The sequence below is a fragment of the Chloroflexota bacterium genome (assembly GCA_020161265.1).
Classification (GTDB): Bacteria; Chloroflexota; Chloroflexia; order Chloroflexales; family Herpetosiphonaceae; genus Herpetosiphon.
Genome location: JAIUOC010000002.1, coordinates 94,152 through 110,689, shown reverse-complemented (window position 1 = coordinate 110,689; position 16,538 = coordinate 94,152). Strand labels below are relative to the sequence as shown.

The following is a 16,538-nucleotide window of genomic DNA, read 5'->3' as shown; positions in this document are numbered from 1 at the left end:
TGTACCTCCTAATAAAAATAGCGAAACTTAGATTTGCCAGGCTTTGAAGATAGCCGCAGCTTCGTCTTCGTGTTGTTGGAAGGTCTTCTTGATTTCAACGGTGGTTGTTTGGAACGTGTTGAAAGCTTGGATCAAGCGGTTGAAGGTTGGAGTCATTTCCGCTTGCCATTCATTTTGGTACTTGTCTGCTGCTGTACCTTCCCATTGTGAACGTAAGTTTTGTGAAAGGTTGTTGAGAGTTTGCAACAACTGTTGCACATTTTGTTCGAGCTTGCCGAAGCGTTGGGCAACTTGATCCATCGCTTCTTTGTCAACTTGTACGGTTTCTGCTGCCATTGAGAAATCCTCCTTGTGTGTTCGGAGCCAAGTTGGCTGCACTGGGCCACACATCCGCAGTGCTTGCGGGTTACATCAATCTGACGAAAGTAGTTGGTCGAGCCTTTCCTTTTGAGTCTGAGTTGATATGCCGAGCGACCGATATTGCTAATAGTTGAATTGTTCCGTGGTTGTCAAGCGTTGTTCGAGTTTCGCAAGTGCCTACTTCTAACACCATCAGCCCAACACTACCGCTTTTGTATAAAAAGACCAAATAGGGGTTATCGATTGTTATTGCCACCAAAGCGATAGGATTGTTATAAAAATGCCCCAATTAATCAAATTCGTGTCCGTCGAGAAACGAGTTGTTTCAATTAGTGATTTTTACGCTTACTGAGTGTGCCTGCTTTAACCAAATACATTCTCTCACCCCATGTATTTAGCTATTGCAACGTTGTAATGCTATTTGCTTCACATAAACATCGATTGCCAAGTGCGGTTAATTCGTACTCAGAGTTTACAAAACCAATTTGCTCTTGTCAAGAGCTTTTTTCTTGGTTTTTCCCACCAATATCGTTCTCGGCTAGGAGTTTTGTACTATCTTGGGCCAACAAACCGCTCTCAATTGTTAAAGCTATCCAACCTCAGACCGCCAAGAATGGTTGGCGTTTTAAGAATTTCTGTCATTTGCTATGCTGCCTCGATCCTAGCTATTGCGCTAGCTAGCTAATGGCCTACCCCAATTGCTAGGACTTTTAGCGTTGCTCGCCAATTTTGCCAATTTTTGGGCTTGCTGCTCAATAGCTTCGCCTAGTAGGTAGCTGATTTAGGGCTTTGTAATCGGCTAATCAGCTACTTTGATCGCTGCTTGCTCGGCGATTGACGGCTGATCAGGCTTCTGCTACAGTACAGCCTACAAATTTTTTTCGTCTGAGGCCAAGTGTCGTAGCTTGGCTGGAATATTGGGGAAAGTCCGGTGAGATTCCGGCACTGTCGCGCAACGGTATGGCTCAATGCTAAGTCCGAATGCCCACTCAGTTCGAGTTGATCAAGATGTCCCTTCGCGTCAAAGGGGGTGATCATTGCCGCTTGCAATTAATGCCCATGGGCTGCTGCTCATGGTTTGGTAATGGTTTATGCCTGTTCCGCTAGGGAGCAGGCATTTTTTTATTTAGCTCAATTAAGGATGCTCTATGAATGAGATCGAGGTTGGGGCTAACGCCTCTACTGAACAGACTCCATGGCTTTATCAATTAATCGTTGAAGCCTGTGCTGCTTACCCCCAAACGACTGACGCGAATACGCTCTGGCTAGCGGCCAGCTTGGGCTTTTATCCCAATATGGCGGCTACCGAGCAATTGCAGGCCTGTTGCTTAACCGCTCGCAGCTGGATTGAGCAGGAGCCAGATTATAGTTTTGTGGCCGCTGCACTCTTGGCTAGCCAACTGCACTTTGAGGTGCTTGGCGAATATTTGGCGGCTCCAGCGGTTGCGCCGCGCTATGCAAGTGCTTTTGTTGATTATATTCAGGCTGGAATTGCCCAAGGCTTGCTCGACCCTAAACTTGCTAGCTTCGATTTGGCGCGTTTGGCAGCGGCAATTGTGCCCGAGCGCGATGCTCTTTTGGCCTATCCAGGCCTGCAAACCCTGTATGACCGCTATTTTATTCAGTGGCAAGGCTTGCGCCGTGAGTTGCCGCAAATCTTTTGGATGCGCGTCGCAATGGGTTTGGCCTTGAATGAGGCTGATCGTGAAGCTCAAACCTTGCGTTTTTACGAGGTGCTGTCGCAATTCCACTTTACTTCGGCTACCCCAACCTTGTTTAATGCTGCCACTACCCACCCCCAATTGTCGTCGTGCTATCTCTCGACGGTCGGCGATGATCTTGAGGCAATCTTCGGGGCAATCAGCGATAACGCCATGCTTTCAAAATGGGCGGGCGGCTTGGGCAACGATTGGACTCCGGTTCGTGCTCTTGGTGCGCCAATTCATGGCACAAATGGCGTGAGCCAAGGGGTAATTCCTTTCCTCAAAATTGTCAACGATACAGCAATTGCGGTTAATCAAGGCGGCAAACGCAAAGGTGCGGTTTGTGCTTACCTCGAAGCATGGCACGCTGATCTTGAAGATTTTCTCGATTTACGTAAGCCAACTGGCGATGAGCGCCGCCGCACCCACGATATGCACACGGCCTTGTGGATTCCCGATTTGTTGATGGAACGGGTGTTAAGCAATGGCTCATGGACCTTGTTTTCGCCCGATGAAGTTCCCGAGTTGCACGATTTGTATGGCCAGGCTTTTGCTGTGCGCTACGCCGAATATGAAGCGCTAGCAGCTCAAGGCCTGATGCGCTCAGCACGGCAAGTCGAAGCAGTGGCCCTCTGGCGCAAAGTCTTGACGCGCCTATTTGAAACCGGCCATCCCTGGATTACTTGGAAGGATGCTGCCAATGTGCGCTCGCCCCAAGATCATGTTGGGGTGATTCATAGCAGCAATTTATGCACTGAAATTCTGCTGAATACCTCGGCAGATGAGATTGCAGTTTGTAATCTTGGCTCGATTAATTTGGCGGCGCATATCAGCAACGGCTCGCTCGACCTTGAAAAATTGCGCACCACGGTTACGACAGCAGTGCGCATGCTCGATAACGTGATCGATATTAATTTCTATCCGCGCCCTCAAGCGGCTCAAGCTAATGCCCGCCATCGCCCAATTGGCCTCGGTTTGATGGGTTTTCAGGATGCTTTGTATGCATTGAAGATTGGCTATGCCAGCCAAGCGGCGGTCGAATTTTCTGATCGTTCGATGGAAGCCATTGCCTATTTTGCGGTTGCCGCCTCGATTGAGTTGGCACGGGAACGCGGGGCATACCCCAGTTTTCGTGGCTCGAAATGGGATCGTGGGATGTTGCCGATCGATAGTTTGGCGCTGTTGGCCGAGCAGCGCGACACCAAACCTGAACTTGATCACAGCAGCCATTACGATTGGCAACCGCTGCGCGAGGCTTTGGCTCAATATGGCATTCGTAATAGTAATTTGTTGGCAATTGCTCCGACCGCCACGATTGCCAATATCGTTGGCACAAGTCAGTCAATCGAGCCAACCTATCGCCATTTGTATGTCAAAAGCAATCTTTCGGGCGATTTCACCACGGTCAATCGGGCGTTGGTCGAGGCGCTCAAAGCTCGCGATTTGTGGGATGCTGATCTGCTGGCCGAATTGAAATATTACGATGGCGCAATCAGCCAAATCGAACGAGTTCCGGCTGAACTCAAAGCCCAATTTTTGACTGCCTTCGAGATTGCCCCCGAATGGCTGATTGCCTGCGCTGCTCGTCGCCAAAAATGGATCGATATGGGTCAATCCCTCAATTTGTATGTGGCTGAAACCAGCGGCAAACGCTTGAATGAAATCTATCTGACGGCGTGGCGTATGGGATTAAAAACCACCTATTACCTACGCACGCTGGCCGCGACCCAAATTGAAAAATCGACCTTAGATATCAATCGTTTTGGAGTGCAACCACGCTGGATGCGCAACCGCAGCGAATCGGCCAGCGTGCTGAGCGATAACGTTTGTCCAATCGATGACCCTAGTTGCGAAGCCTGTGAGTAGCGAGGAATGTTGCATGACTGAACGATTTGGCCGCTTCAATGCCAGCGATAAACGCTTGATCAATTGTAATCAAGTTGATGTCAACCAATTAATGCCGTTGCGCTATGGCTGGGCCTGGGAACATTATCTGAATGGTTGTGCTAACCACTGGATGCCCAACGAAGTTTCGATGACTGGTGATATTGCAATTTGGCGTTCAACGAATCTATCGGTTGACGAACGCTTGATGGTGTTGCGCAATTTAGGTTTTTTTGCAACAGCAGAAAGTTTGGTTGGCAATAATATTGTTTTGGCGATTTTTCGGCATATTACCAACGCCGAATGTCGTCAATATTTATTACGCCAAGCCTTTGAAGAAGCGATTCATACCCACGCATTTTTGCATATTGTCGAAAGCCTTGGCCTGAATGAACGCGAAGTCTTCAATATGTATCATGAAATTCCGGTTATCAGCCAAAAAGATCAATTTGAGATGCAATTAACTGCGGCGGTGCTCGACCCACAATTTAGCACTGAAACGCCCGCAGGAATGCAAATCTTCGTCAAAAACTTGATTGGCTATTACGTAATTATGGAAGGCATTTTCTTCTATAGTGGTTTTGCAATGTTGCTTTCATTACATCGCCGCAATGTGCTGACGGGCGTTGGCGAACAAATTCAATATATTTTACGCGATGAAACAATTCACCTGAATTTTGGGGTCGATTTGATTAACGGAATCAAAGCTGAAAACCCAGCAATTTGGACGAATGAATTTCAAGCTGAGATTGTGCAATTAATTCGCCAAGCAGTTGAATTAGAAGCCCAATATGCTGCTGAATGCCTACCGCGTGGGGTAATGGGCTTGCATGCAGCAATGTTTCGCGATTATGTGCAATATATTGCCGACCGCCGCTTACAACGGATTGGTTTGGCGACTCAATATGGCTCACAAAATCCATTTCCATGGATGAGTGAAACGATCGATTTGACCAAGGAGAAGAATTTCTTTGAGACGCGGGTCACTGAATATCAATCAGCGGCCAGCCTAGAATGGGATTAAGCATGAATTTTCAAACAACAGTTGTGGGTTATCCACGGGTTGGCGTTGGCCGCCCATACAAGCAGGCCTTAGAACGCTTTTGGAGCGGCAAAGTTGATGAGGCTGGTTTTAGGGCAGCGATTAACGAATTACGCCACGATCGGTTGGCGATCCAAGCCCAGCGCTTGGATCTGGTGCCAGTTGGCGATTTTAGTTTGTACGACCATGTATTGGATACGGCGCTGATGTTGGGAGCCGTGCCAGCGCGCTTTGGCAAGGTTGACATTAATAATTTACAGGGCTATTTTGCGCTGGCGCGAGGCCGCGATGGCCTGCCAGCTTTGGAAATGACCAAATGGTTTGATACAAACTATCATTATTTAGTGCCGGAAATTCCTGAACGCTGGGAACTCCAAGCCAATTTGGTGCTGGAACACGTGCGTTTTGCCCAGAATGTGGTTGGGGCAAAGGCTCGCCCAGTGCTACTTGGCCCGTGGACATTCTTGCGCTTGGCTCGCTTGGCGGGAGCCGAATTAGCCCAACAGCTACAGCAATTAACCCCAATCTATGCGCAAATTGTGCGCGAATTGAATGATTGTGATGTGGCATTTATTCAATGTGACGAGCCTGCTTTGGTTGGCGATGTGACTGAAGAAGAATGGCAAGCCTTTGCCGCCTGCTATCGCGAGTTGAGCAAGCACGGCAAGATCGTGGTGCAAACCTATTATGGTGATGTTACGCCGTGGTATCGCGAACTGTGTCGCTTACCAATCCATGGCTTAGGCTTGGATTTGGTGCAAGGCCAAGCCAATTGGGCTGCGATTCAATATCATGGCTTTCCGCAGGATAAAATTTTAGTTGCTGGGGTGGTCAATGGGCGCAACGTTTGGCGGAGCGATTTAGCCGATTTGCATGCCAAAATTACTGGATTAAGCGAATTTGTTGCGTCAGAACGCTTGATTTTAAGCAGCTCATGCTCGTTGCTGCACTTGCCCGAAACTGTGACTGCTGAACGTAATTTGCCTGTTGCGGTCAGCAGTGGTTTAGCTTTTGCTCAAGAACGTTTGGCCGAATTGGAATTATTAGCTAATGCCTTGCGCGCTGGCATTGCAAGCGTGCAACCAACCTGGGATGCAGCGCTGGCCTCGCGTCAGCAATGGCTTGATGGCGTTGGCCGAATTGTGCCAGCGGTGCGTGAGCGTAGCGCTGCCTTGGGTGCTGAAACGCCAGCGCGTTTGGCCTATGCTGAACGTGTGCCATTGCAACAAGCCAAATTGAACTTGCCACTGTTGCCAACCACCACCATTGGCTCGTTCCCACAAACTGCGGCCTTGCGCAAAGCCCGCGCCGAAGCCAAGCGCAACCCAACTGGCTATGCCGAAACAATCAATACCGAAATCGCCCATGTGATTGACTTGCAAGAGCAATGGGAACTTGATGTGTTGGTGCATGGTGAGCCAGAGCGCAACGATATGGTGCAATTTTTTGCCGAACATTTGGCCGGTTACGTAGCCACTCAAGAAGGCTGGGTGCAAAGTTATGGTAGTCGCTGTGTGCGACCGCCAGTAATTGCTGGCGATGTTTATCGCGCGGCGGCTTTGAGCGTTGCCGAAACTGCCTATGCTCAATCGCTGACCAAGCGACCTGTTAAGGGCATGTTGACTGGGCCAGTGACGATGTTGCAATGGAGCTTTGTGCGCGATGATTTGCCGCGTAGCGCCGTTGCTGCTCAAATTGGCTTAGCCTTGCGCGATGAAGTAGCTGATTTAGAGTCAGCAGGCATTAACATCATTCAAATTGATGAACCTGCCTTCCGCGAGGGCTTGCCGTTACGCCGTAACGATTGGCAAAACTACCTTGATTGGGCGGTGCGAGCTTTTCGAATTGCGACCAGTGAGGCCAAACCGAGCACCCAAATTCATACTCATATGTGCTACAGCGATTTCAACGACATTATTGTCGCAATTGCCGCGCTTGATGCTGATGTGATTAGCATTGAAGATGCCCGCAGTGCTGGCTCGCTGTTGGCTGGCTTAGAAGGCCGCTACACCCAACAAATTGGGCCTGGCGTGTATGATATTCACAGCCCGAATATTCCAACAGTTGAACAATTGGTTGCGCGAATGCAGCAATTGCTCAACTATCTGCCCGCCGAACAACTGTGGATCAACCCTGATTGTGGCTTGAAAACTCGCACCTATGCCGAGGTTGCGGCAGCACTGCAAGTCATGGTCACCGCCACCAAACAAGTGCGTAACCAAATCAGCTAAATTAACGTATTTTTGATCAATCCGACCTGATCAACGTGTACGAACGAAGATGCTAGCCTTCGCTGGCATCTTTGGTTTTAGGGCTATGTTGGTTAATCAATAATCAACATTCTATTCATATCGAATTCGTTCAGGTGACGTATAATTAAGCTTAGTTGAACGACTAGTTATCATGAAAGGATACCGACGACGTGTGGCAAGACATTTTTGATATTCTGCAAATTGTGTTTCTTTTAGTGTTTCTCGAAGGGATTCTTTCGATCGATAATGCCGCAGTATTAGGCGCGATGGTGGCGCATTTGCCGCAAGATCAGCCGATTCCATGGCCTAAATGGCTGCAATGGATGCAGGGCCATGGCGAGCGCTTTTTGGGGATGCAACAAGCGGCTGCATTAAAAGTTGGCTTGATTGGAGCCTATGTTGGGCGTGGCTTAATGTTGGCGGTGGCCTTTATTATTACCGAAAATCCATGGGTTTTGGCGATTGGCTCAGGCTATTTGGTTTGGTTGAGTGTCAATCACTTTGCCCATGTGCATCGCCGTGATCAAGAAGTTGAACATGGTGAGACCAAGCAACGAGTCACTGGTTTTTGGCAAACCGTCTTGATTATTGAAATGATCGACCTTGCCTTTAGCCTCGATAATGTGGTCGTGGCGGTGAATGCTGATCCGCAAAAGCGCTTTTGGGTGATTGGCTTAGGCGTAGCAATTGGGATTTTGGTGATGCGGTTCGCAGCCCAAATCTTCACTAGCTTGATTGAATGGGAACCAAACCTTGAACATGCCGCGTTTGCCTTGTTGCTAGCAATTGGTACTGAATCGGTGATTAAGATTGTTTGGCATCTTGAAACGCCACATGGACTGAAATTTGCAATTTCGATGACGATTTTAGCGTTGACCGTTGGGCTTTCGCGCTTACCATTCTTGAAGCCACTCAAACAATTTTTGCGGCTAGGCTTGCCATTGGCTTCAGTCCTTGATACTGTGGTTGGCTGGCTATTATGGCCAATTCGTTGGTTGTTTGGCTTGTTGATTGCGCCATTTCGCCAACGGGTTGCTGCTCGAATCCAAGGCGAATAGGAGCAATCATGCAACTAACAGAGTTGGTGCGCTATTTGGATGGCTATTTGCAAACCGCCAAATTTCGCGATGCAAGTTTAAATGGCTTGCAAGTTGAAGGGCGCGACGAGGTTAAAACCATCGCGCTGGCGGTTGATGCTTCGTTGCAGGCGATTGAAGCGGCAATTGCTGGCAACGCCGATTTGTTGCTGACCCATCATGGCTTATTTTGGGGCAATGCTCAGCCTTTGGTTGGTTGGCTTGGCCGCCGAATCAAACGCTTGATGGCGGCTGATTGTTCGCTGTATACCTCGCATTTGCCGCTTGATGCTCATGGCGAAGTTGGCAATAATGCCCAATTACTCAAGCTTCTAGGTTGGGAAATGGTTCAGCCATTTGGCGATTATCGTGGCCAAATGTTGGGCTTTATTGGCCAACTAACCACGCCATTGAGTATTGAAGGCTTAGTTGCCCATGTCAAAAGCACCTTGGCAATTCCCGAAAACGAGATCAAAGTTTGGGGTCAAACCCCGCGTGGCATTAAACGGGTTGGGGTGGTTTCGGGCGATGGAGCCAGCGAATTGGAGCAAGCGCTGCGTGATGGCTGCGATGCCTTGCTGACTGGCGAAACTAATTATGCAGCGGTTTTTCCCTCGATCGAGGCCGATATGCCCTTGATTTGCGCTGGCCATTATCATACTGAAACGTTGGGCGTTAAGGCATTGGGCGCACATCTAGAGCAAACTTTTCGGGTAAAAACCTTCTTTGTTGATGTGCCAACTGGGGTCTAAGCTGCTGCAACTTGTGAGCATTTGGCAACGTTAAACCAACCCATGGCCCAAGGCTTGCGGAAGGTAGCATTTGAGCTGTATTTCCGCTAGAATAGGCGTGTAGCCATGGTTTCCAGGCTATTGTAGGAGGAATATATGGGATTTCTCGACAATCTTAAAGGAACACTCTCGCAAGGTGTTGATCGCGCCAAGTTCGAGGCCGACAAATTACAACGTACTAGTCGCGTTCGCAGCGATATTGGCGATATGCAGCAGCAAATTGCCACGAATTATGGGTTGTTGGGCCAACGCGCCTACGAACTGCACCAACAAGGTGTATTGACTGCGCCCGAAGTTACGAGCTTGGTCAATTTAATCAACGATTTACAAGCGCGTTTGACTTCAGCTCAAGCTGAATTAGAGCGTGCCCAAAACGAGCAATTTGTGGCAGTGCAAACCCCGCCACCACCAGCCTATCCTCAGCCATATGCGCCATCAGTGCCATCGCAACCAGCACCATATGCGCCGCCAGTTGAGGCCCAAAATTATGTGCCACCAACGAGCTATGCACCGCCAAGTGAAGTTCCTGCTGTGCCACCAGTTGATAGCGGCGCGATTCCGATCGAGCGGTTGTGTCCAAGTTGTGGCTTTAAAGTGGCTGGTCAAGCGGTGTTCTGCCCTGAATGCGGCGCTCGTTTGTAAAAACTTGAAGCTTGCTACAATACCCATGGTTGCTTTGGCAGCCATGGGTTTTTTGATCCTGAACATAGTTGAGAATGGAATAGCTAATGTTACCCAAAATTGTGAGTGCTGTGCCTGGGCCACGTAGCCAAGCACTCTTAGCGCAATTGGCGGCCAGTGAAGCACCGAGTTTAACCTTGCCTGGCGGCATTGTTTGGGCCGAGGCCGAAGGTGCGTTGGTGACTGATGTTGATGGCAATCGTTATCTTGATTTTGCGGCAGCCTTTGGTGTGGTTGGGATTGGCCATCGCCATCCAGCAGTGTTGGCGGCGATTCAAGCTCAAAGCGAACGCCTGATTCATGGGATGGGCGATGTATTTGCCCATGAAGCGCGGATCGAGTTGGTTCAATTAATTAAGCAGCATGCTCCAATTGCAGATGGACGGGTGTTTTTGGCGGGCGGTGGAGCTGAAAGTATCGAAATTGCCCTCAAAACCGCCATGCTTGCAACTCAAAAACCTGGGATTGTTGCGTTTACGGGTGGTTATCATGGCTTGAGTTATGGGGCATTGGCGGCAACCAATCGGGCTGATTTTCGCCAACCATTCTTGCCGCAATTATCGAGCCACATTCAACGTGCGCCGTATCCCTATCCATTTCGTTGGCGTGAAGCTGGCGATTGCTTGGATTGGGCATTAACCACTACTGAGCATGCAATCAAAACCAGTGCTAGCCCAATTGGGGCATTGATTGTCGAGCCAGTCCAAGGCCGGGAAGGCGAAATTGTGCCGCCTGATGGCTGGTTGCACGGCCTGCGCCAACTGTGTGATCAATACGAAATCTTGTTGATTGCTGATGAAATTTTTACTGGTTGGGGCCGAACTGGCAAGTGGTGGGGCGTGAATCACGATGGGATTGAGCCAGATTTGATTTGTATGGGAAAGGGTATGACTGGTGGTTTGCAAATTGCCGCCTGCGTTGGCCGCGCTGAACATATGGCCCATTGGCAGGTCAATGGCGAACCCTTACATACTGGCACATTTATGGGTCATCCCTTGGCATGCGCTGGGGCTGCCGCCGCAATTCGCGTATTAACCGAACATAATACATTAGATCAAGTTAATCAATTAAGCCAAAACTTACTGCGCGGCTTAGGGACGATTGCTGAAAACTGTGCCTTGGTCGGCGATGTGCGCGGGCGTGGCTTGATGATCGGGCTAGAGTTGGTGCAAGCTGATGGCGTTACGCCAAATCCCGCAGCAGTTATGCAGGTGGTGAGTTTGTGCCAAGCCCAAGGAGTTTTAGTGCTTGGTGGCGGGATGCATGGCAATGTGCTGAGCCTTACGCCGCCGTTTATCCTCGATCAAGCTCAAGTTGAATATGGGTTGAGTGTGTTGCAACAAGCCTTGATGACGGTTGCTGCACAGCAAAAATAGCAGCGGAGCAAGATTGCTCCGCTGCCCAAGCACCTGGAGGAATTGGGCTTTAGCCCCGGCGACCTACATCGCCATCGCGGTCGAGATCAGCATCAAGTTTACGTTCGACGCTATTGCCAGCATCGCGTAACTTATCACCGACTGCGTTGGCGGTGCCTCGATATTGTGCTTGATTATCATGGCTGAATGCACCTGTTTCGGTGTCAGCTTGTTCTCCAACGGTATCACCAACTGCGCCAATTGCTGCGCCAGTAACCCCACCAACCACGCCGCCAACGACTGCGCCAACTGGGCCACCAGCAGCACCGATGGCTGCGCCAGTTACCGCGCCAGCAGCGCCACCGCCAGCAGTACCAACTTTGCTACTATTATCGTAGGCTTGGTCGGCAGCACGGAAAGTATCGTGGCCTTGGTCATCGGTAGTCACATTGCGCACAGCGTTTTCAATCCGATTGCTCACAGGCGTATCGTTGGTGGTGCTGTAATCGCGATTAGCAATTGCTTCGCGAGTTGCATCAACCGTGTTCATTTGATCGTAGGTGGCATTGCTTGAGTAGGCGTTGGTGGTATCGTAGGCAGTGTTATTGGGATAATCGCTGTTAAGTGTGCGATCATCTAACTTTTCGCCTGCGGTATCGCCAGCAGCGCCAATTGCACCACCAACCACTGCACCGGTTACCCCGCCGATCACCGCGCCAACTGGACCACCAGCAGCGCCGATGCTTGCGCCAGTTACTGCGCCAGCAGCACCACCGCCGACAGTGCCAACTTTGCTGCTATCGGCATAGGCTTGCTCGTTGCTTTGGTCGTACTCGCTATCGGTATCCCATTGGAAGCGCTCGGCTCCTGCTTGGCGCAAAGTGCTGCGAACTTGGGCGGACATGCTGTCATCGGCGTGAACTGTAACCAACGTGCTCCCAGCTTTGACCCGTTCTTCATAGACATAGGCTTGATCTTCGGGAACGCTGGCAGCGTTGATCAATGCTCCGGCGATTCCACCAGTGGCTGCGCCTGCAACCGCGCCTGTTAGGGCTGCGGCCAACGCGCCTGCGCCAATTAATGGCCCGATGCCTGGAATTGCCAACGCGGCCAAGCCAACCAACCCGCCCCAAACCGCCCCAACAGTTAAGCCTTCGCCAGCAGTCATATGATCGTCACTGACGGTGACCAAGTTACCATCGGCATCAACGGCACGGCTGGTATCGCGAGCGACAACTGAAATAGCATCATTAGTGATACCAAGTGCTTGTAAATCGCGAACAGCAGCTTGAGCTTGTGCGTCTGAACTGAATACACCTACAATTGTGGTTGTCATACAATTAACTCCTTTGTTACCTAACTGATGTTTACAATCATTATTTCGATTTCCTGATTGCTTATAAAGCAAAAAGTGTGCCACCTGCTTTGCTGGGTTTGGTCAACGTTGCCAAAATAGCCTCTAAAGCGACTGCCTAAGCCCAAATTTGGCTTAAAAGTTCGTATCGCAACAAGTGCTAAATTCGCGGTACAATGGCGTAATTGTCTGTGTAACAGGCATTGAATTCCAATGAAGGAGCCGAAACCTGTGGCAATTCACTTTGGTACTGATGGCTGGCGTGCTGTCATCAGTGAAGAATTTACCTTTGAAAATGTGCGTTTAGTGGCCCAAGCAATCGCTGAGCAGTTGCTGGCTGAAACTCCTGCTGGCGAGGTAACGCGAGCGGTGGTGGGCTTCGATACGCGCTTTCTTTCCGATCGCTATGCGATTACAGTTTCAAATGTGTTGGCTGCCAATGGTTTGGCAGTCTATTTAAGCAAAGCCGATTGTCCAACTCCGGCTTTGTCGTTTGCAGTTAAGCAGTTGGCGGCTCAAGGCGGTGTGATGATTACCGCCAGCCATAATCCGCCGCGCTACAACGGGATTAAAGTTAAAGCTGCCTTTGGTGGCTCGGCCTTGCCCGCAACCATGAAGCAAATCGAGGCCCGAATTAGCGATTTGCAAGGATCGGGACGGGCAGCCTTGTATGCTGAGCCAGTATGGCAAGAAAACACCACCGCCCAAGCGGGTGAGGTCGTGCGTTTTGATCCATTGCCAGCCTATTTGGCCCATTTGCGCACATTAATTGATTTTTCAGCGATTGCTCGTAGCTCGTTGCGCGTAGCAATCGACCCAATGTATGGTGCTGGGCGCGGCTATATTGCCCGTTGGTTGCGCGAATTGGGCGTGATGGTAGCCGAAATTCATGGCGATATGAACCCTGGTTTTGGTCGCTTACACCCTGAGCCAATTGGCCGCAACTTACAACCCTTAGCTGAAATGATTCGCCGCGATGGCTACGATTTGGGGCTGGCAACCGATGGCGATGCTGATCGGATTGGGGCGATGGATGCCCGTGGCGAGTTTGTTAGCCCACATCAAATTTTTGCGCTTGCCTTGCGCCACTTGATCGAAACCAAAGGTCAACGCGGTTTGGTCGTCAAAACGATTTCAACCACCCAACTAGTCAATCGCTTGGCGGCGGCCTACGATTTGCGGGTTGAAGAAACCCCAGTGGGCTTCAACCATATTTGCGATCTGATGTTGGCTGAACCAGTGTTAATTGGTGGCGAAGAATCAGGCGGCATCTCGATTTTGGGCCATGTGCCTGAGGGCGATGGCATTTTGATGGGCTTGCTGTTGCTCGAAATTGTCGCCCGCGCTGGCAAACCATTGCATGAATTAATTGATGAATTGCAACACCAATATGGCCCATTCGCCTATGATCGGATTGATCAGCGAGTGCAACCATTTAAAAAAGCCGATTTAGTGCATGCACTCAAAGCCGAAGCGCCCCAAGAAATTGCTGGGGTGGCCTTGCAATCAATTAATGATCGCGATGGAGTCAAATATTTGCTAGCCGATCAAAGCTGGCTTTTGATTCGACCCTCAGGCACCGAGCCTGTGCTGCGCATTTACGCCGAAGCAGCCAATGTTGAGCAAGTGCAAGCCTTGTTGCAAGCTGGCGTACAATTTGCCAATCAGCAATTGACCAATCTGGTGGCAGTTGGCTAAAATAGCCCAAGGAGGTGCGTTTGACGATTCTTGATTGGGTTTTGATCGGCATATTGCTGTGGTATAGCGTGCTCGGTTTCTACTGGGGCACTATTCGTCAGTTGCTAGCATTGGCGGGACTGATTACCGCAATTGCGATTGCTGGACGAATCTATCCAGGCGTGACCGATCTGCTGATCAGCTTGATTCCTGCGACCGCGCCGGGCTTTATTAGCGTTTTTGCGTTTTTGCTGAGTTTGTTGGCAGTAACAGCCCTCGTTAGTGCGATAGCAACGTGGCTACGCCTCAAAGTTGGGCTGTTGTTTTTGGGCCGCGCTGATCATGTGATTGGAGCGCTGTTGGGGTTGGTACAAGGGATTGTACTGATTGGAGCTTGCCTGGCAGGCTGCGTTGGATTACCCCAAATCGGGATCATCGATGCAATTCAACAATCAACCTTGGCAGAATATTGGGGGCCAGTGGTGTTGGTGATTGTCAACCTACTGCCCGAAACCTTCGTGCCAATGAATCAAATGCTATTTGGGTGAAACAATGCAAACTAGAAACGATCGTCCATGGGTTTCAACGAGGAGACCAAACTATGGCAACTAATACGATGCGGGCGGTGCAAAAACCATCGGCAGCTCCTGGAGCCAAGCTGATCACTGCGCCGATTCCTCAGCCAAAACGTGATGAAGTGCTGATTCGGGTGCGAGCTTCGACGATTTGTGGCACCGATTTGCATATTTATAAATGGGACCCGTGGGCGCAAAGCCGCTTCAAAGCGCCGATGATTTTCGGCCATGAATTGGCTGGCGATGTGGTCGAAGTTGGCAGCGATGTGACCATGGTCAAAGTTGGCGATTTTGTCTCTGCCGAAACTCATATTGTCTGTGGTTATTGCTACCAGTGCCGTACTGGTGCAGCCCATATTTGTCGCAACGTCGAAATTATTGGGGTTGATCGACCTGGCTGTTTTGCTGAATATATTGCGGTTCCGGCGGTCAATGTTTGGCGCAACGACCCCAATATGCCGCCTGCGTTGGCTGCGGCCCAAGAGCCATTTGGCAATGCGGTGCATACTGCCTTGGCAACCAACCTTTCAACTCGCAATGTCTTGGTGACTGGTTGTGGCCCAATTGGCTTGTTTGCAGTGGGGATCGCGCATGCAGCAGGAGCCAAGCAAATTTTCGCCACCGATATCAACCCCAAGCGCTTAGAAATGGCGCGAACCATGGGCGCAACCCACGCCTTGGATTCACGCGACGATGTGGTGCATCATGTGCTGGCAGCGACCGAAGGCGAAGGCGTTGATGTGCTGCTCGAAATGTCGGGCCATCCTAGTGCAATTGATCAGGGCTTTCGTTCGTTGCGCTATGGTGGCTTTGCCTCGTTGCTGGGCTTGCCACCCAACGGTTTACCCGATTTCGACCTTGCCAACCATGTGGTTTTCAAAGGTGCGACGGTATATGGGGTTTCAGGCCGCAAAATGTTTGAAACCTGGTATCAAACCCAAGCCTTGGTGGCTGGCAATAAAGTCGATTTACGTCCGATTATCACCCATCACTTGCCCTTGGAAGAATTTGAAACCGCGTTTGAATTGATGCTGCGCGGCGAGGCTGCCAAAGTGGCTTTGTATCCGCATGGGCTTGATGGTGCTTGGTAATTAAAAAATACCCCCTGAGGCATTGTGTCTCAGGGGGTTTTGGCTTTTTAGCAGATTGCAGTTATTGGCGAACGCCAGAGTTGTTGATCTCGTTGGGATCAAGCTTGACGGTGCGCTGGCCGGTCATTGGGTCGAAATTGGCCTGTGGGCTTGGCGCAGGATTGTAGTTTGGCGCTTGGCTGGTTGGCGGCGTGTTGTTGACCGCTGGCTCAAAACCGGTGTTGATCACGCTAGGCGTGCTTGGTTTGCGGCGCACCTTGCTGCGAATGCTATTCCACCAAGCGCGGTAGGTTGCGCTAGTATCGGTTTTGCCAAAGGCTAACGGAGCTGCTAGAGCTAAACAGATCACTGCTGGAATGTAGAACAGAACTCGTAAGAATGTCTCACCAAAGAGCGTCTGCCCAGCGCCAAAGAGCACGAGCGAAATCCCAATCAACACATTGAGCGAATTAAGCCCCAAGTTACGAGTTCGTAACAAGCTCATCAATTCGGTGCGATTGCCAAATAACAGTAAGCTGCCAGTAACCAGTGGCACGAGCGCTCCCACAACATTGGCAGCAATATTGGCAATCATAATCAGTAATACGATCGCAACCACAACAACGACTACCGTTCCAACGGTCATCATGGTATCGCGTTGATTTTTCATCAGAACCTCCTAGAACGGGTAAACCCCCGTTTGGTTTGCTGTGGATGA

The 16,538-nt window shown here is 50.2% G+C and carries 13 protein-coding genes and 1 riboswitch; of the genes, 10 read left to right on the top strand and 3 right to left on the bottom strand.

What is annotated here, in order from left to right; genetic code table 11:
* Positions 1–27: 27 nt before the first annotated feature.
* A complete protein-coding gene (locus LCH85_04825; protein MCA0351299.1) occupies positions 28–336 on the bottom strand; it encodes a WXG100 family type VII secretion target in 309 nt (102 codons plus the stop codon).
* A gap of 900 nt (positions 337–1,236) precedes the next feature.
* Positions 1,237–1,368, top strand: a riboswitch (cobalamin riboswitch).
* A 140-nt stretch (positions 1,369–1,508) separates the two neighbouring features.
* Here LCH85_04825 and LCH85_04820 point away from each other — a divergent pair.
* The 7 genes from LCH85_04820 (at position 1,509) to LCH85_04790 (ending at position 11,165) form a co-directional block, all read left to right on the top strand.
* A complete protein-coding gene (locus tag LCH85_04820; GenBank protein MCA0351298.1) occupies positions 1,509–3,929 on the top strand; it encodes a ribonucleoside-diphosphate reductase subunit alpha in 2,421 nt (806 codons plus the stop codon).
* Between the two features lie 13 nt (positions 3,930–3,942).
* Positions 3,943–4,971, top strand: coding sequence for a ribonucleotide-diphosphate reductase subunit beta (locus tag LCH85_04815; protein MCA0351297.1), 1,029 nt, complete (start codon positions 3,943–3,945; stop codon positions 4,969–4,971).
* A gap of 2 nt (positions 4,972–4,973) precedes the next feature.
* Positions 4,974–7,220, top strand: a complete 2,247-nt coding sequence (gene metE / locus LCH85_04810) for a 5-methyltetrahydropteroyltriglutamate--homocysteine S-methyltransferase (GenBank protein MCA0351296.1) — start codon at positions 4,974–4,976, stop codon at positions 7,218–7,220.
* Positions 7,221–7,411: 191 nt separating this feature from the next.
* The gene (locus LCH85_04805) at positions 7,412–8,299 is read left to right on the top strand and encodes a tellurium resistance protein TerC (protein ID MCA0351295.1); all 888 of its coding nucleotides are present in this window, start codon (positions 7,412–7,414) and stop codon (positions 8,297–8,299) included.
* A gap of 8 nt (positions 8,300–8,307) precedes the next feature.
* A complete protein-coding gene (locus tag LCH85_04800) occupies positions 8,308–9,069 on the top strand; it encodes a Nif3-like dinuclear metal center hexameric protein (GenBank protein MCA0351294.1) in 762 nt (253 codons plus the stop codon).
* Positions 9,070–9,204: 135 nt separating this feature from the next.
* Positions 9,205–9,750, top strand: coding sequence for a hypothetical protein (locus LCH85_04795; GenBank protein MCA0351293.1), 546 nt, complete (start codon positions 9,205–9,207; stop codon positions 9,748–9,750).
* A gap of 86 nt (positions 9,751–9,836) precedes the next feature.
* Positions 9,837–11,165, top strand: a complete 1,329-nt coding sequence (locus LCH85_04790) for an aspartate aminotransferase family protein (GenBank protein ID MCA0351292.1) — start codon at positions 9,837–9,839, stop codon at positions 11,163–11,165.
* 49 nt (positions 11,166–11,214) lie between these two features.
* Here LCH85_04790 and LCH85_04785 read toward each other — a convergent pair whose 3' ends face one another.
* Complete coding sequence (locus tag LCH85_04785; GenBank protein MCA0351291.1) at positions 11,215–12,480, bottom strand: hypothetical protein; 1,266 nt, start codon at positions 12,478–12,480, stop codon at positions 11,215–11,217.
* A gap of 249 nt (positions 12,481–12,729) precedes the next feature.
* Here LCH85_04785 and LCH85_04780 point away from each other — a divergent pair, with 249 nt between their 5' ends.
* From LCH85_04780 to tdh, 3 genes are read left to right on the top strand one after another with little or no spacing between them, the layout of a single operon-like run.
* Entirely contained in the window at positions 12,730–14,196 is a 1,467-nt protein-coding gene (locus tag LCH85_04780) for a phosphoglucomutase/phosphomannomutase family protein (protein ID MCA0351290.1), read from the top strand.
* 20 nt (positions 14,197–14,216) lie between these two features.
* Positions 14,217–14,723, top strand: coding sequence for a CvpA family protein (locus LCH85_04775; protein ID MCA0351289.1), 507 nt, complete (start codon positions 14,217–14,219; stop codon positions 14,721–14,723).
* Positions 14,724–14,776: 53 nt separating this feature from the next.
* Complete coding sequence (gene tdh, locus LCH85_04770) at positions 14,777–15,841, top strand: L-threonine 3-dehydrogenase (GenBank protein MCA0351288.1); 1,065 nt, start codon at positions 14,777–14,779, stop codon at positions 15,839–15,841.
* A gap of 61 nt (positions 15,842–15,902) precedes the next feature.
* Here tdh and LCH85_04765 read toward each other — a convergent pair whose 3' ends face one another.
* A complete protein-coding gene (locus LCH85_04765; GenBank protein ID MCA0351287.1) occupies positions 15,903–16,490 on the bottom strand; it encodes a hypothetical protein in 588 nt (195 codons plus the stop codon).
* Positions 16,491–16,538 lie beyond the last annotated feature (48 nt).

Coding starts and splice junctions, on each gene's coding strand:
- LCH85_04785 (MCA0351291.1), bottom strand. CDS start 12,480: ATGACAACCACAATTGTAGGTGTATTCAGTTCAGACGCACAAGCTCAA.
- LCH85_04765 (MCA0351287.1), bottom strand. CDS start 16,490: ATGAAAAATCAACGCGATACCATGATGACCGTTGGAACGGTAGTCGTT.
- metE (MCA0351296.1), top strand. CDS start 4,974: ATGAATTTTCAAACAACAGTTGTGGGTTATCCACGGGTTGGCGTTGGC.
- LCH85_04825 (MCA0351299.1), bottom strand. CDS start 336: ATGGCAGCAGAAACCGTACAAGTTGACAAAGAAGCGATGGATCAAGTT.
- LCH85_04800 (MCA0351294.1), top strand. CDS start 8,308: ATGCAACTAACAGAGTTGGTGCGCTATTTGGATGGCTATTTGCAAACC.
- LCH85_04820 (MCA0351298.1), top strand. CDS start 1,509: ATGAATGAGATCGAGGTTGGGGCTAACGCCTCTACTGAACAGACTCCA.
- tdh (MCA0351288.1), top strand. CDS start 14,777: ATGGCAACTAATACGATGCGGGCGGTGCAAAAACCATCGGCAGCTCCT.
- LCH85_04815 (MCA0351297.1), top strand. CDS start 3,943: ATGACTGAACGATTTGGCCGCTTCAATGCCAGCGATAAACGCTTGATC.
- LCH85_04790 (MCA0351292.1), top strand. CDS start 9,837: ATGTTACCCAAAATTGTGAGTGCTGTGCCTGGGCCACGTAGCCAAGCA.
- LCH85_04795 (MCA0351293.1), top strand. CDS start 9,205: ATGGGATTTCTCGACAATCTTAAAGGAACACTCTCGCAAGGTGTTGAT.